The sequence below is a fragment of the Kosakonia sp. H02 genome (assembly GCA_030704225.1).
In the GTDB taxonomy this organism is placed as follows: Bacteria; Pseudomonadota; Gammaproteobacteria; order Enterobacterales; family Enterobacteriaceae; genus Kosakonia.
The window spans coordinates 1,880,206-1,900,241 of the sequence record CP131915.1; the positions used below are offsets into that span (position 1 = coordinate 1,880,206).

Below are 20,036 nucleotides of genomic sequence, written 5' to 3' on the forward strand. Positions count from 1 at the left end.
CTCTCTAAGATAAGTAGTAATAACGGTTATCCCCTGCGGTGATGAAGTTTTTCTGGAGATCGCGGATGGTAAAGTCCTGTAGCGGACAAACAAAACGACCACGCAAAACCCGGCTCGGGGGCTCAACCTCCGGCAACGACTTCTTCGCCCCTGAATTTTCCTCCTCTTTTTCCGTATCCCATTCTGACGATGTGGTAAACGATGCCAATCGCTCTGCCACATCATTTTCAAAGGCAAGCCAAGGCTTACAAGGAAGCCAACCCTCAGACGTTCGTGCGCATAATCGCGTCGAATCCGACGCGTGTGATGTAAACCAACAACTCAAGGTGCTATCCATGGGAAGACAGAAAGCAGTGATCAAAGCTCGTCGTGAAGCGAAACGCGTGCTAAGACGTGATTCACGCAGTCACAAACAACGTGAAGAAGAGTCGGTCACCTCGCTTGTGCAGATGAGCGGCGTAGAATCAATTGGCATGGCGCGGGACAGCCGTGATAGTTCTCCAATTGCTGCCCGTAACGAAGCTCAGGAGCACTACCTGAATGCTATTGAGAGTAAACAGCTGATCTTCGCCACAGGCGAAGCAGGTTGTGGGAAAACGTGGATCAGCGCGGCGAAAGCTGCCGAGGCCCTGATCCATAAGGATGTGGAGAGGATTATTGTGACCCGGCCGGTCCTGCAAGCCGATGAAGATCTTGGCTTCTTACCTGGCGATATGTCGGAGAAGTTCGCGCCTTATTTCCGGCCCGTCTATGACGTGCTGTTGAAGCGCCTGGGCGCGTCCTTTATGCAATACTGCCTGCGACCTGAGATTGGCAAGGTGGAAATCGCGCCGTTCGCCTATATGCGCGGACGTACCTTTGAAAATGCGGTGGTTATTCTTGACGAGGCTCAGAATGTCACCGCTGCGCAAATGAAGATGTTTTTGACGCGCCTCGGGGAGAACGTGACCGTGATAGTCAACGGTGATATTACCCAGTGTGATTTGCCTTCCGGTGTGAAATCGGGGTTGAGCGATGCGCTGGCGCGTTTTGAGGAAGACGAGATGATTGGGGTCGTCCGCTTTAACAAAGATGACTGCGTCCGCTCTGCGCTCTGTCAACGTACATTGAAAGCGTACGATTAAGCGGTTTGGTTTTTGGTTAATGATAAAACCCGGGAAACCGGGTTTTATTTTTTGTGCAGGAATATGAGGTGGCCGTGGCGTGTAGGACTGATAAGGCGAAGCCGCCATCCGGCGCCCGGTCGGGGATTCTCATCCCCTGGCATTTGCAATATGCGAAAAAAAAGCCCGCATTTGCATGCCGCAGGGGGTCGCGGGTTCGAGTCCCGTCCGTTCCGCCACTTATTTTAAAAACCGTATCTCTCACGAGATACGGTTTTTTTTCGTCTGTTGTTTACAAAAAAGGGCCAATAAGCCCTTTGTTTTTACGCTTCCCAGCGTTTCAGCAGCAGGCTGGCATTAACCCCGCCAAAACCGAATCCGTTCGACAGCGCATAGCGCATCTCAAACGGCCGAGCGGTTAGTGCCACCAGATTCAATCCATCGGCACCTTCATCAGGATGATGTAAATTCAACGTCGGCGGAACAATCTGCTCACGCAAAGCCTGAATAGTAAAAATCGCTTCAATACCACCCGCCGCGCCCAGTAAGTGCCCCGTCGCTGATTTCGTTGACGTAATCGCCACCGAACTCGTTTCGCCAAACACACCCTTAATCGCTGCCAGTTCCCCTTTATCACCCACCTGGGTTGACGTGGCATGCGCGTTGATGTGCTGAATGTCCGCCGCTGTAATATCAGCCTGGCGGATAGCCGTCTCAATCGCACGCCGTGCACCGTTACCATCTTCCGGCGCGCCAGTGAGGTGATAAGCGTCGGCGCTGGTTCCGTATCCCACCAGTTCAGCCAGCGGTGTCGCACCACGCGCAATCGCATGATCCAGGGATTCAATAACCAATAACCCTGCGCCTTCTCCCATGACAAAGCCGTCACGATCGCGGTCAAAGGGGCGCGATGCCGCTGGCGGATCGTCATTAAAACTGCTCGACAACGCTTTTGCTGCCGCAAATCCGCCCAGACTCACCCGGTGGATCGCGGCCTCACTTCCACCGCATAAGGCGATATCAGCCTCACCATTGCGGATAAGTCGTGCCGCATCGCCAATGGCCTGCGCACCGGCGGCGCACGCCGTTACTGGCGCACCAATCGGCCCCCTAAAACCGTGCATGATGGAAACATGTCCAGCGGCAAGGTTGGCAAGAAACGAGGGAATGGTGAAAGGTGAAAGTCGGCGCGGCCCGCGTAAATCAGTTGTATGAACTGCGTTGGCTATTTCACTAAATCCGCCAATGCCGGTAGCGATCACCGTTGCCGTACGATCTTTTTCCGCTTCATCCTGAGGAAACCAGTCCGCTTGCGTCAGCGCTTCTTTTGCTGCAACCAACGCAAACTCAATAAAGCGGTCCATTTTTTTGCGATCTTTTGCCGGGATCGCCATTAACGGATCAAACCCGTGCAGTGGTTCTTCCTCAATGGAGAGCACTCTGCCAGCGACTTTACACGGGATATCGTCGACAATCTCGTCATCAAGACGAGAGATCCCGGATTTTCCTTGTAGCAGCGACTGCCAGACATGCGATACGCCGCAGCCCAGCGGGCTGACGATCCCCATTCCTGTCACGACGATGCGTTTTTGTGAAACGCTCATAATCAATTCTCCTGAAATATCATGATGTCTGCGGCTTTTTCATTAAGGAAACAAGCAGCACAGTAAACAAAAAGCCAGGCATGATCAGGTAAAAAACATCTGAAAATGCCTGCGTGCGCGCCTCCCGTAACGCAAGTGCGGAAAGGTTTTTCAGCGCTGCGCTACCGACGAGTTCCGACGAAACGCTTGTGGTCGCAGCAATTCCCGCGCTCCCCACTCATGCGTTAGCGGAATAAAGCTGTACATCGAAAATGCAAACCCGAACAGGCCTGCCATCAACAGCCAACGGAGATCTACGCGATTGGCAAGCCAGGCGTAGAAGGGAATTGAGAGCACCTGAAAGAGACCGGTTAAAAATACCGCCAGACCAATTTTCAGCGCGCTAAAACCACGAACAGTTCCAGGAAACAGCGGTGTTAGATAGATCGTAGCAAAGATGCCTACCCCTGCCATAAACGAGAAGTAGCAGCCCAGCGAGACGGCGAGCAGCGTGATGCTGAATTAATCCGCACCCCGCAGCGGAAGCGGCAAACAGCCAGCGCTCTCTTCTTGCTGGCCAGTATCATGATCGGCACCTGCATACTGCTGCGGCATGAATTTTTGCGCACTATCTCCGGCGCGTTTGCGTTGCAAATAGTCATGGCGGTAATGGATCACCGGTGAAGCTGCCGGGCCGGGAGCCAGAACATATTTCTCTGAGGTAATGGGTTCCCCGGTTGCCTTATCGACCATAATCGCTTCGACAGGGCGTTCTGTTTTGCGTTCAACCAGCTGAATTTGCGCCCCTTCTGGTGAAAAATAGCGATTACCCCATTCCGCTAACGCAAGGATCACCGGGCGGAAATCGCGGCCCAGAGCGGTGAGATGATATTCATAGCGTGGCGGTGTCGTGCTGTAGCTCACTTTTTCCATCAGCCCGTCATCGACCAGCTCTTTCAGGCGTCGGGAGAGGATATTGGGTGCGACATTGGCGCTTTTCTGGAACTCATCAAAGCGAGTAAAACCGGCAAAAGCATCGCGCAGGATAATCATGCTCCAGCTATCGCCAATGCGCCCAAGGCTGCGGGCGATGGGGCAGGGAGCGTGGCAAAGCGGTTCATTTTTCATGGTCCGTCTCACGGAGGGTAATCAACTGCGCTCAAAGTGACATAGTGACTTTCAAAATGCAAGCAACTCAATTTGCTGCGTTACGCACTATTGCGTGAGCTGCAAAAATCCTCTGCTTTTTTGCCCCTTTTTCCGCTTGCCCCGGACCGGGATAATCGCTGCATCCGTTTTGAATTGACGAAAAGAGGAATTTTTATGTCTATCCCTGCATTTGGTTTGGGTACCTTCCGTTTAACAGATGAAGCCGTTATCGCCTCGGTGAAAAATGCGCTTGAATTAGGCTATCGCGTGATTGATACCGCGCAGATTTATGGCAACGAAGCCGCTATTGGCGAAGCGCTTGCCCAGAGCGGTGTTGCGCGTGAAGAGCTGTTTATCACCACCAAAATCTGGACGGAAAACCTGGGCGAAGACTTGCTGATCCCAAGCCTGAAAGAGAGCCTGAAAAAACTCGGTACCGATTACGTTGATTTAACCCTGATCCACTGGCCTTCACCGGGCGCGGCTGTGCCGGTTGCAGTGTCTATGCAGCAACTGCTGAAAGCGAAAGAGCAGGGGCTGACGCGCCAGATTGGTGTGTCAAACTTCACCATTCCGTTGATGGAACAGGCTATTGCTGCCGTTGGCGCGGAAAATATCGCGACGAATCAGATTGAGCTGTCGCCGTATCTGCAAAACCGTAAAGTGGTGGAGTGGGCGAAACAGCAAGGTATTCACATCACCTCTTACATGACGCTGGCTTACGGTAAAGCGCTGAAGGATGAAGTGATCGGCCGTATCGCGCAGAAACACAACGCGACGCCAGCGCAAGTGATCCTCGCCTGGGCGATGGGTGAAGGTTATGCGGTGATCCCGTCTTCCACCAAGCGTGAGAACCTGGCGAGCAACCTGCAAGCGCAGTCGCTGAAGCTGGATGCGCAGGATAAAGCAGACATTGCCAAACTGGATTGCAATGACCGTCTGGTCAGCCCGGAAGGCCTTGCGCCAGAGTGGGATTAAGATGCAACACAACGGGAGCTTCGGCTCCCGTTTTTACTACTCGCTCGTCTGCGACATATGCTCGCTAATAAAATCGATAAAGGCGCGGATACGCGTACTTACTGCCCGATCGCTGTAATACACGGCGCTAAAGGGCATCTCCACCGGCAGCAGTTTGTCCGTCAGTAACTCCACCAACTCCCCACTCGCCAACTCTTTGTCAATCATATAGTCCGATAAACTGGCGATACCGTTGCCGCTCAGGCAGAGATGTTTCAGGGTTTCGCCGCTATTTGACGAGATCTCTGGTGTCACTTCGAGCAGTTGCCCGTCGGCAGAAGCGACCGGCCAGATGTTCAGAGAAGCCGGCTCGGTAAAACCAAGACAAACATGGTCACGTAACGCTTCAGCGGTTTCTGGCTTGCCGTGATGGGCAATGTAATCGGGCGAGGCAATAATTTTGCGATAGCTTTTAAATAGCGGGCGTGCGCGCAGGCTGGAGTCGGTCAGTTTGCCAACGCGAATAGCGACATCAACTTTGCGCTCAATCAGATTGATAAATGTTTCGCTGGAAACCAGCGAAAGGCTAATTTCCGGGTAGCGTTCACGAAACGGCTTTATCAATGGCATCAAAAAATGCAGCACAACCGGCGTTGCTGCGTCGATACGCAGTGTGCCGCGCGGCACAGATTTATTCTCCATCACCTCGTTTTCTGCCGCCGCCATCTCCTGCAACACAGTTTGCACACGGCGAAAATAGCGTTCGCCTTCTTCGGTCAGGCTGAGCTGGCGCGTGGTGCGGTTCAGCAGATTGACACCCAGCTTGTTTTCCAGCTTCTTCACTGAACGGCTAATGGCCGAGTTTGCCTGACCCAGCCGTTCTGCTGCCCGGCTGAAACTGCCGCTTTCCACGACAGCAACAAAAATTGCGAGTTCTTCCGAAGTGGTTTTCATTATTGCCTCTGTAGCAACATTTCAACGAGATTATATATGCGGCTGTATTTAACCATGTCGTCCGCGATGACGCCACGCCAGGCAGGCGATGTCTGTGCCATTAACCACAAGGCGTGCCTTTTCTCGCGATTGGTCGTTGAAACTATGGGCTACAATCCCTATAACTGAATGACGCCCCGGTGTTCGGGCGCGGAAATCAAAGAGGTTTAAAGCCGAAGTGCCGAAGAATACTTATGCTATGCGATATATTGCCGGACAGCCTGCGGAGCGCATCTTACCGCCGGGGTCTTTCGCGAGTATTGGTAAGGCTTTGCCTGCGGGTGTTCCGTTAAGTCAGGACGAGAAAATCCGCGTACTGGTGTGGAATATCTTCAAGCAGCAGCGTGCTGAATGGCTCTCCGTGCTGCAAAACTTTGGTAAAGACGCCCATCTGGTGCTGTTGCAGGAAGCGCAAACCACGCCTGAATTAGTGAGCTTTGCGACGACAAACTATCTTGCCGCCGACCAGGTGCCAGCGTTTGTCCTGCCGCAGCATCCGTCGGGTGTGATGACACTCTCGGCTGCGCATCCGGTTTATTGCTGTCCGCTGCGTGAGCGCGAGCCGATATTACGGCTGGCAAAGTCGGCGCTGGTTACGGTATACCCGCTGCCAGATATGCGCAATTTGATGGTGGTGAATGTCCATGCGGTGAATTTCAGCCTCGGTGTGGACGTCTACAGCAAACAGTTGTTACCCATTGGCGACCAGATTGGCCATCATGCCGGGCCGGTGATTATGGCCGGGGATTTCAATGCCTGGAGCCGCCCGCGAATGAATGCGCTTTATCGTTTTGCGCGGGAGATGTCGCTGCGCCAGGTGCGTTTTACCGATGACAACCGTCGGCGGGCTTTTGGGCGACCGCTGGATTTTGTGTTTTATCGCGGTTTAAACGTCGAGGAAGCGTCGGTGCTGGTGACGCGTGCGTCGGACCACAACCCGCTTCTGGTGGAGTTTACGCCTGGCAGAACGCCGAATTAGCGCTTAAAAAAAGATAAAAAAAAGCACCGTGGGGAATACGGTGCTTTTTTATCGGATCCGATCAGGAATCCGGCGTGGCGCTGTTCTTCACGAAAAGCGTGAGCTGATCGCCCGGCTGTAAGTTTGCGGTATCGGTGTTCCAGCGCATCACATCTTTGATGTTAACGCCGTGACGTTTCGCGATACTCGACAACGAATCACCTTTGCGTACGCGATAGGTAATGCTATCGCTGTTGCGGGCAAGACGTTGCGCACTGCTGCCTGCGCCAACTGTCAGGTTCTGGCCTACTTTCAGATTCGCGCCACGAAGATTATTCCACTGCTGGAGATCCTTCGTGCTTACGCCGAGGCGTGACGCGATGGCAGAAAGCGTGTCGCCTGAGCGAACCTTATAGCTCCGGCTGGAGAGCGGGGTGTTATCCGCCATCAAGGTCGGCTGTACGGCGGCGATTTCGCCAGATGCCAGAGATTCACGCAATTGATCGGCATGTTTCTTCGGCACCATTACGTACTGCGGGCCTGCTGAGCCTAACGTCGAACCTTTAACGCCTGCGTTAAACGCTTTCAGCTTGTTGACGGAAATTCCCGCCATTTCGGCCAACTGTTTCACCTCAACCGGACTGCTCAGCCTGACGCGTGCCAGCGCACGGCTCTCATCCGGCGTTGGCAGATTCACGCCATACCGTTTGCTGTTTTTGAGAATATCGCTCAATGCCAGCATTTTCGGAACGTAAATCTTTGTTTCATAGGGCAAAGAAAGTGACCAGAAGTCGGTGGCCTTACCCCGTGCTTTGTTCGCTTTCATCGCCTTCAGAACACGACCTTCACCGCTGTTATAAGCCGCGACTGTCAATAACCAGTCGCCGTCGAACATACGGTTAAGACGCTGCATCATGTCGAGTGCGGCCGTGGTAGAGGCCACAATGTCACGACGCGCATCGTAGCTGCGTGTCTGTTTTAAACCATAATTTCGCCCGGTGCTCGGTATGATTTGCCAAATGCCAGCGGCATTGGCACCAGACGTTGCGTGCGGGTTAAAAGCGCTCTCCACTATGGGTAGTAGTACCAGTTCCATGGGCATATTACGTTTTTTAACTTGCCCTGCTATCCAGTACATATACGGCTCTGCCCGTAAAGTTACATCGTGGAGATAGCTCTTATTGTTCAAATACTTCAGTTTCTGTTCGCGAATCCGGCTGTTTTCCGGAATTCCCATCTTTAGCTCGTCGCTAATGGAGGTCCACAAGTCACTGTTACTCTGGGCGGCGAGTGTCCCATCGTCCATCCACCGCGCCTGACTTGTAAACTTCCCTGCTTCCCCTTGACCAGCTGCAGAAAGGCTCTGTGCGTGCTGTTGGACCGTGCCATCGTGGTTAGACGCCTGGCACCCCACGAGCAGGACAGAGGCGAATAATATCGCTTTTGCCTTCATGTGTGTGTCAATAGTAGTTGCTTAAAAGACGAGCGATGATAACGGCGATGTTTGCAAAAGGCAACCCGCAATGTCAGAAGTTATCTTTCTTTGCCCTTAACCATGCGAAACGCTCTTCAGGGTGTTGCAATTTTGTTTCTTGGTTAATTACATTAATTAAATCAGCATCTTCCGTGCGTAAAAATAAATTAATTTTCCGTTCATTTTTCAGAATAACGGGCAGTGTCTTTTGATTTTTCGCACGTAACTCACTCACTTCCTTATAGTATTCGTTAAGGACAGCATCATCAGGCAAGAGGCTAATGGCAAACTTCATATTTCCTAAAGTGTATTCATGTGCGCAACAGATAATCGTGTCGTCGGGTAGGGCATTTATTTTGCAAAAAGAGTGATACATCTGGCTTGCAGTCCCTTCAAACAATCTGCCACAGCCACCGGAAAAGAGTGTATCGCCGCAAAAAAGGTAAGGAAAACTGAAGAAACAGATATGTCCTAAAGTGTGACCTGGCGTGGCGAAAACTGAAAATTCATGTTCTAAAACAGTGACCGTATCGCCTTCGGCGACAACATGAGTTGTACCTTTATCTTGTGTCTCTGCCGGGCCATATACCGCAACATCCGGGAAACGCTGGCGCAGTTCTTTTACGCCGCCAACGTGGTCATTATGATGATGAGTCAAGAAGATCGTTTCAGGCCGCCAATTATTTTCCTCTATGGCGCGCAGGATCGGCGCGGCTTCACCCGGATCAACAATCAGGCAGCGCCCGTCATCGTTGCTCAGCACCCAGATGTAGTTGTCCTGAAATGCGGGAATACTGTTAAGATTCATAAATTACCTCTCAAAGCGTAGCGGAAGGTTGTAATGAAACCGGCAAGGACTCCCCGAACACTCGTAGCACCTGCAAGCTGGGATGCGTTACCCAAAGGCGCGTATTATCGCGAGGCGCTGGAGGCAGAGCTCAAGCCGTGGTTGGCAAAAATGTATGGGTTTCATTTGCTTAAAATCGGCAATCTCAGCGCGGAAATCAATGTCGAAAGCTGCGCGATTTCCCACCAGGTGAATGTCTCTCTGGCAGGTGTTCCGGCGCAGGTCAAAGCCGATCCACTGCATTTACCCTTTGCCGAGAAATCCGTTGATGCCTGTCTGCTGGCGCACACGCTTCCCTGGTGTCCCGATCCCCACCGTCTGTTACAGGAAGTGGATCGCGTATTGATTGACGACGGCTGGCTGGTGATGAGCGGTTTCAACCCGATAAGCCTGCTGGGGATCTGCAAAGCGGTGCCGTTTGCCCGTCGCTCGCCCGCCGTTAAAAGCCGCATGTTCACCCTGATGCGCCAGTTCGACTGGCTCTCTTTGCTCAATTTCGAGGTCTTACATTATAGCCGTTTTCGCGTGCTGCCCTGGACGAAGCAGGGTGGGAAGCTGCTCAGCACACATTTACCGGCGCTGGGGTGCATGCAACTGATTGTCGCACGCAAACGCACAATCCCTCTGACCCTTAACCCGATGAAGCAAAGCCGCAGTAAAACCCCGGTTCGCCAGACCGTGGGCGCAACACGACAATCTTAAGCCAGGGTTTCCGGCTGGTAGCCAACATCCTCCTGCGTGGGATTCATCGCCGCCGCGCGCGCCAGCTCATCGCAGCGCTCGTTTTCGGGATGCCCGGCGTGGCCTTTGACCCACTCCCAGCGGATCTCGTGATGGCTGAGCGCCGCATCCAGCCGCTTCCACAGATCGACATTTTTAACCGGTTTTTTATCTGCGGTTTTCCAGCCGCGCTTTTTCCAGTTATGGATCCACTGGGTGATCCCCTGGCGCACATACTGGCTGTCGGTGCTGAGCACCACTTCGCAATGCTCTTTTAAACCTTCGAGCGCCACAATAGCCGCCATCAGTTCCATACGGTTGTTGGTGGTCAGGCGATAGCCTTCGCTAAAGGTTCTTTCATGCTGGCGATAGCGTAAAATCGCGCCATATCCACCCGGACCCGGATTGCCAAGGCACGATCCGTCGGTGAAAATTTCTACCTGTTTAAGCATCTCTGGTAGACTTCCTGAGTTGAAAACGACAAGTCTGACATAAATGGCCGCTATGAGCACTGCAATTACACGACAGATCGTCCTCGATACCGAAACCACCGGTATGAACCAAATCGGCGCTCACTACGAAGGGCACAAGATTATTGAAATCGGTGCGGTCGAGGTAATAAACCGCCGTCTTACCGGCAATAACTACCACATTTACCTGAAGCCGGACCGGCTGGTGGACCCGGAAGCGTTTGGCGTTCACGGTATCGCCGACGAGTTTCTGCTGGATAAACCGACCTTCGGTGATATCGCCGATGAGTTTATTGAATACATTCGCGGCGCGGAGCTGGTAATCCATAACGCCTCGTTTGATATCGGCTTTATGGATTATGAATTCAGCAAGCTGAATCGCGGCATTCCGAAAACGGAAACCTTCTGTAAGGTCACCGATAGCCTGGCGCTGGCGCGTAAGATGTTCCCCGGCAAGCGCAACAGCCTCGATGCGCTTTGCTCGCGTTACGAAATCGACAACAGCAAACGTACGCTGCACGGCGCGTTACTCGACTCCCAAATTCTTGCCGACGTTTATTTGATGATGACCGGCGGCCAGACATCGATGAAGTTTTCGATGGAAGGTGAAAGCCAGTCGCAGTCAGGCGAAGCGGGGATCCAGCGCGTTGTTCGTCAGGCAAGCAAGCTGCGCGTTGTTTTGGCAAGCGATGAAGAGTTGATGGCCCATGAATCGCGCCTCGATCTGGTGCAGAAGAAAGGTGGAAGCTGCCTGTGGCGCGGCTAAATCGTCTGGTTATCGTTGAAAAATCAACAGATGGGCGATTTTTGCAGCAAACGATTCAAAACAGTGGAAAAAGCGTTGACGCCACCAGGCGCAATCCGTAATATGCGCCTCGTTCCCTAACAGGAACACAACGCGGAGCGGTAGTTCAGTCGGTTAGAATACCTGCCTGTCACGCAGGGGGTCGCGGGTTCGAGTCCCGTCCGTTCCGCCACTATTCAGAAGGCCTGAATCAGCAATGATTCAGGCCTTCGTCGTTTTCGCGATACATAGTTTTATTCTTGTCGCCGCATTCAACGCGACGACAGAAAATGCCTTAGCGTACCCATCTTAATTGCTGCAAGTTACCGTCCAGATGCAGCTCCGTTTGCAGACGCGCCACATCCCGGCAAATAAACGCCATCTCCCGGTGCGTTTCCAGTTTGCTCCGCCATTTTTCCGGCACTTCATGCAGGTTTTCGTACAGCGCTTCCAGCGTGGGAAAGGTATTCAGTAACTGGGTGGCGCTTTTGGGGCCGATCCCGGCAACGCCCGGCACTTTTGAACTGCTGATGCCCGCCAGTCCCCAGTAATCCGGCAGTTGTTGCGGCGTCACGCCGTACGCCTGGGCGATAAAGGGTGCATCCAGCCAGCGTTTCTGAAAATAGTCGCGAATGCGGATAGTGGGAGAGAGTAGCTGGCAGTAGCCTTTGTCCGTCGAGACAATGGTCGCTTGCTGCCCGGCCTGCGCCATTTTCACCGCCAATGTGGCGGCGAGATCGTCCGCTTCATTACCAGGCGTTGCCCAACAGCGGATGCCGCGCTGCTCAAATGCTGCGCGCAGTGCGGGCATTTCATGGTGCAGCGTCTCTGGCATGGGCGGGCGGCCTGCTTTGTAATCCGGCAGTAGTTGATGACGCCAGCCCTGGCTGCGGGCTTCATCGTCGAACACCGCCACTGCATGGGTTGGCTGGCTATGCACAATCAACTGCTCCAGCGCGTGCAGGCAGGTTTCCGCGCAGGGTGAACCTTGCACCGCATGGATGCGACGGATCAGATTGAGTGCGTCGACAATAAGCAGATGAGCCACAGATACCCTCCTTGAAATCGTGCGCTAAGGGTAACATCGCCCGCTTTATGAGGCTACGAAACGGTAACCGTTCGGGAAGATGCCTCGCAAAACGAGGCATCTGAAGGCAGGGTTAATCGCAGGTAACAATCTTCATTGCCAGGCCACCGCGCGAGGTTTCGCGGTATTTCGCGTTCATGTCTTTCCCGGTTTCGTACATCGTCTCAATGACTTTATCGAGACAAACGCGCGGCTCACTGGTGCGGCGCAGCGCCATACGCGCAGCGTTGACCGCTTTTACCGACGCAATCGCGTTACGTTCGATACACGGTACCTGTACCTGGCCAGCCACCGGATCGCAGGTCAGACCGAGATTGTGCTCCATGCCAATTTCCGCAGCGATGCAGATCTGCGCCGGGCTACCGCCGAGCAGTTCCGCCAGCCCGGCCGCTGCCATCGAGCAGGCAACGCCCACTTCGCCCTGGCAGCCCACTTCCGCGCCGGAAATCGAGGCGTTCATTTTGTACAACGAACCAATGGCACTGGCGACCAGCATATAGCGCGCCAGCGAATTGGCATTCACCTGGCGAATAAACTTGTCGTAGTAAGCCAGCACCGCAGGCACGATCCCGCAGGCACCGTTGGTCGGTGCGGTCACCACGCGGCCACCGGCAGCGTTCTCTTCGTTGACCGCCAGCGCAAACATATTGATCCAGTCAACAACTGCCATCGGATCGGTGGTGGTTTTATCGCTGCTGACCAGCATGCGGCGCAGCGCGGCGGCGCGACGTGGAACGCGCAGTCTGCCCGGCAGAACGCCTTCGGTGGTGATCCCGCGCTCAATGCCGCTGTGCATCACGTCCCAGACGCGCGCCAGGTGCTGCTCCAGTTCTTCTTTACTGTGCAACGCCAGTTCGTTTTTCATCATCAGGCCGGAGAGCGACAGGCCAGTTTCCTGGCAGTGGCGCTGCAAATCGGCGGCATTTTTGTAGGGATAAGGGACGTCCACTGGTGCACTGCTGGTCTGGCCGAAGTGGTCTTCATCAACAATAAAGCCGCCGCCGATGGAGTAATAGGTCTGGCTGTAGAGCACATTTCCACCCGCCAGCGCCGTAATCCGCATCCCGTTTTCATGTAGTGAGAGGTTATCGGCATGAAAATTCATGCACTTGTCCACCGGAAACTCAACTTCATGCTCGCCATTCGCCAGCAACAGGCGGCCGTGGGTATTAACGTCCTGAATGAACCCCGGAATAGCATCGATATCGACGCTGTCCGGCAAGTTTCCGGCCAGCCCCATAATAATGGCGATATCCGTATGGTGGCCTTTGCCGGTCAGAGAAAGAGAGCCGTAAACGTCCACCACCACGCGGGTGACGTCGCGCAATATGTTGCGGGCAATCAGATCGTCGGTGAATTGTTTACCGGCTTTCATTGGGCCAACAGTATGCGAGCTGGACGGGCCGATACCGATTTTAAAAATATCGAATACGCTGATCATAACGCACTATCCATTGCAAGGAGGGTCGCGCCGCCCGGAGTGGACGGCGCGCAGAGATTAGCTGAACAGGGAATAGAAAATCGCGGAGATAGCGATAAAGCCCATGATAACAATGAAGATGTTGCTAATGCGGCCGCTGTATTTACGCATCGCCGGAACTTTTGCGATGGCATACATCGGCATCAGGAACAGGATCATCGCGATAATCGGGCCGCCCAGGGTTTCGATCATGCCGAGGATGCTCGGGTTCCAGGTGGCAACCGCCCAGGTGGTCAGCAGCATAAACAGCGCGGTAATGCGGTTCAGCTTGTTGATTTCGATGGTTTTACCTTTGCCGCGCAGGGACTTGATAACCATTCCGTTGAAACCTTCACGCGCGCCCAGGTAGTGGCCGAGGAAAGATTTGGTGATAGCGATCATTGCAATGATCGGCGCCATCCAGGCGATGATCGGCGCGTTAAAGTGGTTTGCCAGGTAAGAGAGAATCGAGATGTTCTGCTCTTTCGCCGAAGCCAGATCGGCAGGCGCAAGGCTCAGCACGCAACTGAAGACGAAGAACATTACCGTCAACACCATCATGATGTGTGCGAAAGCCAGAATGCGGGAGCATTTACGTTCTGCTTCTTCGCCGTACTCTTCGCGTTTTGCCACGGCAAAAGAGGAGATGATTGGCGAGTGGTTAAAGGAGAAAACCATTACCGGGATCGCCAGCCACAGGGTCATCCACAGGCCGTTGCCCGTTGCAGATGCGCTATCCAGAGAAAGTGTTTCCAGCACGGCACCGTTCCACTGCGGGATCAGATAAACCGCCAGCAGCATCAGCGCGATCACGAAAGGAAACACCAGAATGCTCATCGCTTTAACGATCATCTGCTCGCCAAAACGCACGATGGTCATCATGCCGACAATCAGAATCAGCGACAGAATGGCGCGCGGCGGCGGTGTCATGCCCAACTGATGGGTCATAAAGCTGTCAACGGTGTTGGTGATTGCCACGCTGTAGACCAGCAGAATCGGGTAGATAGCGAAGAAGTAGAGCAGGGTAATCAATTTACCCGCGCCGATACCGAAATGTTCTTCTACCACTTCAGTGATGTCTTCGCCCGGATTTTTACCGGAGAGAACAAAACGGGTCAGGCCGCGGTGGGCAAAATAGGTCATCGGGAAAGCAAGGATCGCCATAATAATCAGCGGGATCAAGCCGCCAACACCGGCGTTAATTGGCAGGAACAGCACGCCAGCGCCAATCGCAGTACCGTACAGGCCCAACATCCACATGGTGTCGGTTTTACGCCATGAACTCCGTGTTTCGGTTGTAACCAGCGTACTGGTTTGAGTCGTTTCCATTGATAAATCTCCTGGGGAAAGCAAAATGCTGCCATTTTGGGCAAATCAATTGCCGTTGACGCCAGCGGTAATATTAAATCCGGCCAATTACGGTTTTTTTATAATTTCTTCCCGTAATTATTTGCGGCGGAAAGATACATGTATGTTATGACTCTATCAGTGATCGGGATCTCAAATGCAATAATCCACTTTTTATGTGGAGATATTTAGATCATCTCTCTGCTTATTGATATCTGAATGAGATTTATGGGCGCGAAGGCTATCACTCGCCATATTTGCGATCAAATCAACACAAATGAAAGACGATAAAACACCTGTCAACTGTCGAAATCGCAGTGATTAATCGATGTTTAAGCCAACTGAAGTGGATCAATAACCGGTGTGTGTCGTGCAGATGAGCGGCAGAACCGCGTGAAGTATAAGGGCGACTTATAGGCCGCCCTGGTGGGGTTAAGCGCAGATTTCGTAACAGGGAATATAGGCAGAGCCAGGCAGTTTCATACGGTGCTGGGCGACAAAGCCCTGCAACAGATCGTCCATCCGGCGCATCATATTGCTATCGCCATGAATTTTATAAGGGCCGAAGGCTTCAATGGCGCGAATGCCATGCTCTTTCACGTTACCCGCCACAATACCGGAGAACGCCCGGCGCAGATCCGCTGCCAGCACTTCCAGCGGTTGATCCGGGTAAAGTTTCAGGTTCGCCATATTTTCGTGGGTAGGCTCGAACGGCACTTGCAGATCCGGCGCAATACGAATCGACCAGTTGAAGCTGTAAGCATCCCCGGTTTCGCGGCGATTCTCTTTCACCTGCGGCATCGCTTTTTTCATCAGGCGGGCCACTTCTGGGGCATCATTAATCACGATGGTGTAGTGACGGCGCGCGGCTTCGCCCAGCGTGTTAACAATAAATTCATCCAGCACGCGGAAATAGTCCGCACTCTCTTTCGGCCCGGTCAGGATCAGCGGCAACACCTGATTTTTATTCGCCGGATTCATCAAAATCCCCAGCAAATAGAGCAGCTCTTCCGCCGTGCCTACGCCGCCCGGGAAGATGATAATGCCGTGGGCGATACGCACAAACGCCTCCAGGCGTTTTTCGATATCCGGCATGATGATCAGTTCATTGACCAGCGGATTGGGGGGCTCAGCCGCAATGATCGACGGCTCGGTCATGCCGATAAAACGCCCCTCTTTATAACGCTGCTGCGCGTGGCCCACCGCTGCGCCTTTCATTGGCGCTTCCATTGCTCCCGGCCCGCAGCCGGTGCAGATGTTCAGTTCACGCAGGCCAAGCTGGGTGCCGACACGGCGGGCGTAAAGGTATTCAGTTTCATTGATAGAATGACCGCCCCAGCAGACCACCATGCTCGGCGCTTCGCCAACATGCAGCGCGCGGGCGTTACGCAGAATGGAAAAGACCAGGTTGGTAATGTGCGTGGAGCTTTCCAGGTCGAGATGCTGAAAACGCCCGGCGTTATGGATCTGCCCGCTAACGAACAGAATGTCGCGCAGAACGGCAAACAAGTTGGCCTGCAACGAGCGAATAATACGCCCGTCAACAAAGGCCTCTTCCGGCGGGTTAATCAACTCCAGCTTTACGCCGCGTTCACGGCGTAACACGTTGATATCAAAACTTTCGTTACGGGAGAGCAGCTCTTTGCTGCTATCGGTTTGACTCCCTGAGTTCAATACAGCGAGCGAACAGTTACGAAACAGTTGATACAGGTCGCTGCTGGCCGTGCGTTTAAGCATATCGACTTCCAGCTGCGACAACATATCCATCGAGCCAAGCGGGCTAATATGTGTAATCAAGTGAACTCCTTACGGGACGAAAATTTTATCTTCCCTGCTGATTACAATAGCCTCCGCTTATGACGTTTAACAACCTGCCCGGTGAATGTTTTACTGGCGAACCAGCCGCCCGGTGGATGGGACAAAATCCGTATTGGTGCGCCACGGGTTGATATCCAGGCCGCCACGGCGCGTATAGCGCGCGTAAACGCTCAGTGTTTCCGGCTGGCAGAAGCGTTGAATATCCGTAAAAATGCGCTCGACGCACTGTTCGTGAAACTCATTATGGTGGCGGAAGGAAACCAGATAGCGCAGCAGCTTCTCGCGGTCAATTTGCGCGCCGCGATACTGAATTTGTACCGAACCCCAGTCTGGCTGGTGGGTTATCAAACAGTTCGATTTCAGCAAATGGCTAACCAGCGTTTCCTCAACCACGTTTCCGCGGGCGGCATCGGTCAGCAGGGTGGCGTCAAATTCATAATTATCCACCTCAATGTCCTGATCATCGATGCAGGTGCCATGGAAATGGGCAATCGGCTGGCCTTCCAGTTCATCAATGCGATAGAGCGTAACGCTCACTTCGCCTTGCGCGCAGGCGCTGAGGTCACGCTGCAAGGTGTCGCGCACCTCATCCCAGCTGGCGAAACGCGTCTGGTTAAAACTGTTGAGATAGAGCTTAAAACTTTTTGATTCCACCAGGTTCTGGCTGGCGTGATCGAGTTCAACCTGGCCGACCGCTACTTGCGGCAACCCTTTAGCATTCAGCCAGGAGAGTTCATACAGTGTCCAGATATCTGCGCCGTTGAACGGCAGATTGTCCGCCTTAAGCCCGAGCGGATCGCGGTTGAGCGAGCGGGGAACGCCCTGCAACAAGCTGGCGTCGTAGGTGTCGCGGTAATCGGTGGTTTTGCCGAGTGTCAGGCCAGAGAGCGCCTGGTGGTTATCATAAGAAGACATGTTTCATCGCCATTTTGCAGGTAAACTATGGCGCAAGTTTATCCTGGCTTATGTGAAGAGAGAAATCGGTGGAAAATGAGACGGCCCAGGCGCTGAAAGCCTTTACGGAACGTTATTGCGATGCGTGGCATACCGGGCGCGGCACCTGGCCGAAAAGCGAGGATCTGTACGGTGTTCCTTCGCCGTGCATTATTTCATCCACTGATGAATACGTCATCTGGCAGCCGCAGCCGTTCACCGCGCAGCAGAATGTAAACCCCATTGAACAGGCAATGGGAATTGTGATACAACCGCCGCTTCACACGTTCTATACCACCCAGTTTGCCGGTGATATGACTGCGCGATTCGGTAATTTAGCGCTAACGCTGCTGCAAACATGGAGTGAAGAGGATTTTCAGCGGGTACAGGAGAACCTGATTGGTCACCTGGTGACGCAGAAACGACTGAAGTTGCCGCCTACGCTTTTTATTGCCACCCTCGACAGCGAGCTGGATGTGATTTCGCTCTGCAACCTGAGTGGGGAAGTGCTTCAGGAGACGTTAGGCACACGCAAACGAACTGTTTTAGCCCCGAGCCTGGCGGAATTCCTGCACCAAATCGAACCCGTTGTGTAATCCACTATACTACTCCCCTTGTGAGAGATCTCTTACAGAGCCTGTAGGAGATCGGCACTACGTTACATCCCTCCCTTTTTCATTATTTTGGTTTTAATATTTATAAATCAAATAGTTAATTTTATAAGCCCTTCGTTTTATGGCGTCTTTTAACAATGCATTTGCGTTAGGTCTCCTTGTAAGACGTCAGTGAATGGGTAATTCTATCTCTTGTCGACACGGAGTCTGACTAAGAAACGTACATTAGGATGATGTTGTTTCTGGACACACCGGGACGGTGCTTCAAGGACAGACTTCAGGACGAAGTGAAAGGACATCGCGGGAATGCGGTAAAGGACACCTCCAGGACGGAGAATGAGAGCCGGTCAGGATGTTCGGTAGATCAGGAGGATCCAGGACACGCTTTAAGGACGAGGCCAGGTCACATCGGGGTGGTGTGAGCATGACGCGCTGTTTAAGGATGAACAGGTCAGGAGACCGCAGGAAAAGTTTTCATGGATGAGCAGGGAGCACAAGAGTAGCGGGATGGCTATGAAACGAACCGGGAGCACTGTTTTTACAGTGCTCCCTTTTTTTATTTGTTCCGCTCTTTGCTATGCTGCGCGCCAGTCTGTTTTAAACGGGGGGTTCTATGACTCAACATCAACGCGTGCGCCAGCAACTTCACCTGATCGAAGCCCAACTTCGCGAGCACGATTTATGGCAAACCACGACGCCAGCACTGGGTGCATTTGAAAGCACACAGCCTTTTTGTATGGATACCCTTGAGCCGTTCGAATGGCTGCAATGGGTGTTAATTCCGCGTATGCACGCCTTGCTCGACAGCAAACAGGCGCTGCCGCACGCCTTCGCGATTGCTCCCTATTATGAAATGGCCCTTGAGGCGACCAACCCGCACCGTGAGGTGATGCTGGTACATTTACAGCAGCTTGACGCCCTGTTTGTCGGCGAAAACGACTGATGCTGGAGATAATCTACCAGGACGAGTGGCTGGTGGCGGTCAATAAACCTTCTGGCTGGCTGGTGCACCGCAGTTGGCTCGATCGCGATGAAAAAGTGGTGGTGATGCAAACCGTGCGTGACCAGATAGGTCAGCATGTTTTTACCGCCCATCGCCTCGACAGGCCCACCTCCGGCGTGTTGCTGATGGGCTTATCCAGCGAAGCCGGTCGCCGTTTATCTCAGCAGTTCGAACAGCATCAAATCCAGAAACGCTACCACGCGATTGTGCGCGGCTGGTTGATGGACGACGCACTGCTCGATTATCCGCTGGTCGAAGAACTGGATAAGATTGCCGATAAATTCGCCCGCGAAGATAAAGGCCCGCAACCGGCAGTCACTCATTACCGGGGCCTGGCGACCACGGAAATGCCCGTCGCCACCGGAAAATTTCCCACCACCCGTTATGGCCTCGTTGAGCTGGAGCCAAAAACCGGGCGCAAACACCAGCTTCGCCGCCATCTTGCTCATCTTCGCCACCCGATTATTGGCGACAGCAAACACGGTGATTTGCGGCAAAACCGCAGCGCGGCAGAGCATTTTGGCTGCACCCGATTGATGCTGCACGCCAGCCAGTTGACGCTGACGCACCCGTTCACCGGCGAAGCATTAACCCTGCGCGCCGGGCTGGATGAGGTCTGGATGCGCGCGCTCTCGCAGTTCGGCTGGAATGGGATTCTCCCTGAGAATGAAAGGGTTGAGTTTGCCGCCTACAGCAGTCAGGATGAGGATAATCTGGAATCACGCAAGGAGGAGTAA

General features: G+C 53.4%; 19 protein-coding genes, 1 tRNA gene and 1 pseudogene. 9 read left to right on the forward strand and 12 right to left on the reverse strand.

Annotated elements, in window-relative coordinates:
* Nucleotides 1-335: 335 nt before the first annotated feature.
* On the forward strand, nucleotides 336-1,124 hold the full coding sequence (gene phoH, locus Q5705_08880; GenBank protein WLI78996.1) for a phosphate starvation-inducible protein PhoH: 789 nt from the start codon (nucleotides 336-338) through the stop codon (nucleotides 1,122-1,124).
* A gap of 302 nt (nucleotides 1,125-1,426) precedes the next feature.
* Here the strand turns inward: phoH and fabF are convergent, their stop codons facing one another.
* The 3 genes and pseudogenes from fabF to Q5705_08895 form a co-directional block, all read right to left on the reverse strand.
* Nucleotides 1,427-2,707, reverse strand: coding sequence for a beta-ketoacyl-ACP synthase II (gene fabF, locus Q5705_08885; protein WLI78638.1), 1,281 nt, complete (start codon nucleotides 2,705-2,707; stop codon nucleotides 1,427-1,429).
* 19 nt (nucleotides 2,708-2,726) lie between these two features.
* Nucleotides 2,727-3,184, reverse strand: a pseudogene (locus tag Q5705_08890) (hypothetical protein).
* Nucleotides 3,185-3,208: 24 nt separating this feature from the next.
* On the reverse strand, nucleotides 3,209-3,814 hold the full coding sequence (locus tag Q5705_08895) for a helix-turn-helix domain-containing protein (protein ID WLI78639.1): 606 nt from the start codon (nucleotides 3,812-3,814) through the stop codon (nucleotides 3,209-3,211).
* 195 nt (nucleotides 3,815-4,009) lie between these two features.
* Here Q5705_08895 and dkgB point away from each other — a divergent pair, with 195 nt between their 5' ends.
* Nucleotides 4,010-4,813, forward strand: a complete 804-nt coding sequence (gene dkgB, locus Q5705_08900; protein WLI78640.1) for a 2,5-didehydrogluconate reductase DkgB — start codon at nucleotides 4,010-4,012, stop codon at nucleotides 4,811-4,813.
* A gap of 36 nt (nucleotides 4,814-4,849) precedes the next feature.
* Here the strand turns inward: dkgB and yafC are convergent, their stop codons facing one another.
* Complete coding sequence (yafC, locus tag Q5705_08905; protein WLI78641.1) at nucleotides 4,850-5,746, reverse strand: DNA-binding transcriptional regulator YafC; 897 nt, start codon at nucleotides 5,744-5,746, stop codon at nucleotides 4,850-4,852.
* 217 nt (nucleotides 5,747-5,963) lie between these two features.
* Between yafC and Q5705_08910 the strand changes: the two genes are divergently transcribed.
* Complete coding sequence (locus Q5705_08910) at nucleotides 5,964-6,764, forward strand: endonuclease/exonuclease/phosphatase family protein (GenBank protein ID WLI78642.1); 801 nt, start codon at nucleotides 5,964-5,966, stop codon at nucleotides 6,762-6,764.
* Nucleotides 6,765-6,825: 61 nt separating this feature from the next.
* Here the strand turns inward: Q5705_08910 and mltD are convergent, their stop codons facing one another.
* Both mltD and gloB read right to left on the reverse strand, forming a co-directional pair.
* Nucleotides 6,826-8,196, reverse strand: a complete 1,371-nt coding sequence (gene mltD, locus Q5705_08915; GenBank protein ID WLI78643.1) for a murein transglycosylase D — start codon at nucleotides 8,194-8,196, stop codon at nucleotides 6,826-6,828.
* Between the two features lie 73 nt (nucleotides 8,197-8,269).
* Complete coding sequence (gloB, locus tag Q5705_08920) at nucleotides 8,270-9,025, reverse strand: hydroxyacylglutathione hydrolase (GenBank protein WLI78644.1); 756 nt, start codon at nucleotides 9,023-9,025, stop codon at nucleotides 8,270-8,272.
* Between the two features lie 33 nt (nucleotides 9,026-9,058).
* Here gloB and Q5705_08925 point away from each other — a divergent pair, with 33 nt between their 5' ends.
* The gene (locus Q5705_08925; protein WLI78645.1) at nucleotides 9,059-9,766 is read left to right on the forward strand and encodes a class I SAM-dependent methyltransferase; all 708 of its coding nucleotides are present in this window, start codon (nucleotides 9,059-9,061) and stop codon (nucleotides 9,764-9,766) included.
* Here the strand turns inward: Q5705_08925 and rnhA are convergent.
* A complete protein-coding gene (rnhA, locus tag Q5705_08930) occupies nucleotides 9,763-10,335 on the reverse strand; it encodes a ribonuclease HI (protein ID WLI78646.1) in 573 nt (190 codons plus the stop codon). The genes Q5705_08925 and rnhA overlap by 4 nt on opposite strands.
* On the opposite strand from rnhA, the gene dnaQ reads away from it, so the two are divergent.
* Together dnaQ and Q5705_08940 are read left to right on the forward strand one after the other, a co-directional pair.
* Nucleotides 10,289-11,020 (forward strand): DNA polymerase III subunit epsilon, encoded by a 732-nt coding sequence (gene dnaQ / locus Q5705_08935; protein ID WLI78647.1) that lies wholly within the window; start codon nucleotides 10,289-10,291, stop codon nucleotides 11,018-11,020. The two genes, rnhA and dnaQ, sit on opposite strands and share 47 nt — an antisense overlap.
* Before the next feature lie 134 nt (nucleotides 11,021-11,154).
* Nucleotides 11,155-11,231: transfer RNA gene (locus Q5705_08940), tRNA-Asp, on the forward strand.
* Nucleotides 11,232-11,333: 102 nt separating this feature from the next.
* On the opposite strand, the gene xni is transcribed toward Q5705_08940, so the two are convergent.
* The 5 genes from xni to queF all read right to left on the reverse strand — a co-directional run bounded on the left by xni (nucleotide 11,334) and on the right by queF (nucleotide 17,664).
* Nucleotides 11,334-12,086, reverse strand: coding sequence for a flap endonuclease Xni (gene xni / locus Q5705_08945; GenBank protein WLI78648.1), 753 nt, complete (start codon nucleotides 12,084-12,086; stop codon nucleotides 11,334-11,336).
* Between the two features lie 112 nt (nucleotides 12,087-12,198).
* A complete protein-coding gene (locus tag Q5705_08950) occupies nucleotides 12,199-13,566 on the reverse strand; it encodes an L-serine ammonia-lyase (protein ID WLI78649.1) in 1,368 nt (455 codons plus the stop codon).
* Nucleotides 13,567-13,623: 57 nt separating this feature from the next.
* Nucleotides 13,624-14,913, reverse strand: coding sequence for an HAAAP family serine/threonine permease (locus Q5705_08955; protein WLI78650.1), 1,290 nt, complete (start codon nucleotides 14,911-14,913; stop codon nucleotides 13,624-13,626).
* A 450-nt stretch (nucleotides 14,914-15,363) separates the two neighbouring features.
* Complete coding sequence (ppnN, locus tag Q5705_08960) at nucleotides 15,364-16,728, reverse strand: nucleotide 5'-monophosphate nucleosidase PpnN (GenBank protein WLI78651.1); 1,365 nt, start codon at nucleotides 16,726-16,728, stop codon at nucleotides 15,364-15,366.
* Nucleotides 16,729-16,818: 90 nt separating this feature from the next.
* The gene (gene queF / locus Q5705_08965) at nucleotides 16,819-17,664 is read right to left on the reverse strand and encodes an NADPH-dependent 7-cyano-7-deazaguanine reductase QueF (protein WLI78652.1); all 846 of its coding nucleotides are present in this window, start codon (nucleotides 17,662-17,664) and stop codon (nucleotides 16,819-16,821) included.
* Nucleotides 17,665-17,732: 68 nt separating this feature from the next.
* Between queF and syd the strand changes: the two genes are divergently transcribed.
* The 3 genes from syd to truC all read left to right on the forward strand — a co-directional run bounded on the left by syd (nucleotide 17,733) and on the right by truC (nucleotide 20,036).
* Nucleotides 17,733-18,278, forward strand: a complete 546-nt coding sequence (gene syd / locus Q5705_08970; GenBank protein WLI78653.1) for a SecY-interacting protein — start codon at nucleotides 17,733-17,735, stop codon at nucleotides 18,276-18,278.
* 631 nt (nucleotides 18,279-18,909) lie between these two features.
* On the forward strand, nucleotides 18,910-19,239 hold the full coding sequence (locus Q5705_08975) for a YqcC family protein (protein WLI78654.1): 330 nt from the start codon (nucleotides 18,910-18,912) through the stop codon (nucleotides 19,237-19,239).
* On the forward strand, nucleotides 19,239-20,036 hold the full coding sequence (gene truC / locus Q5705_08980; GenBank protein WLI78655.1) for a tRNA pseudouridine(65) synthase TruC: 798 nt from the start codon (nucleotides 19,239-19,241) through the stop codon (nucleotides 20,034-20,036). Before Q5705_08975 ends, truC begins: the two co-directional genes overlap by 1 nt.

Bases quoted from the DNA above. Each gene is read 5' to 3' on its own strand.
- phoH (WLI78996.1), top strand. From the start codon at position 336: ATGGGAAGACAGAAAGCAGTGATCAAAGCTCGTCGTGAAGCGAAACGC.
- truC (WLI78655.1), top strand. From the start codon at position 19,239: ATGCTGGAGATAATCTACCAGGACGAGTGGCTGGTGGCGGTCAATAAA.
- Q5705_08955 (WLI78650.1), bottom strand. From the start codon at position 14,913: ATGGAAACGACTCAAACCAGTACGCTGGTTACAACCGAAACACGGAGT.
- Q5705_08950 (WLI78649.1), bottom strand. From the start codon at position 13,566: ATGATCAGCGTATTCGATATTTTTAAAATCGGTATCGGCCCGTCCAGC.
- Q5705_08925 (WLI78645.1), top strand. From the start codon at position 9,059: ATGAAACCGGCAAGGACTCCCCGAACACTCGTAGCACCTGCAAGCTGG.
- queF (WLI78652.1), bottom strand. From the start codon at position 17,664: ATGTCTTCTTATGATAACCACCAGGCGCTCTCTGGCCTGACACTCGGC.
- gloB (WLI78644.1), bottom strand. From the start codon at position 9,025: ATGAATCTTAACAGTATTCCCGCATTTCAGGACAACTACATCTGGGTG.
- Q5705_08975 (WLI78654.1), top strand. From the start codon at position 18,910: ATGACTCAACATCAACGCGTGCGCCAGCAACTTCACCTGATCGAAGCC.
- fabF (WLI78638.1), bottom strand. From the start codon at position 2,707: ATGAGCGTTTCACAAAAACGCATCGTCGTGACAGGAATGGGGATCGTC.
- dkgB (WLI78640.1), top strand. From the start codon at position 4,010: ATGTCTATCCCTGCATTTGGTTTGGGTACCTTCCGTTTAACAGATGAA.
- dnaQ (WLI78647.1), top strand. From the start codon at position 10,289: ATGAGCACTGCAATTACACGACAGATCGTCCTCGATACCGAAACCACC.
- yafC (WLI78641.1), bottom strand. From the start codon at position 5,746: ATGAAAACCACTTCGGAAGAACTCGCAATTTTTGTTGCTGTCGTGGAA.
- Q5705_08895 (WLI78639.1), bottom strand. From the start codon at position 3,814: ATGAAAAATGAACCGCTTTGCCACGCTCCCTGCCCCATCGCCCGCAGC.
- mltD (WLI78643.1), bottom strand. From the start codon at position 8,196: ATGAAGGCAAAAGCGATATTATTCGCCTCTGTCCTGCTCGTGGGGTGC.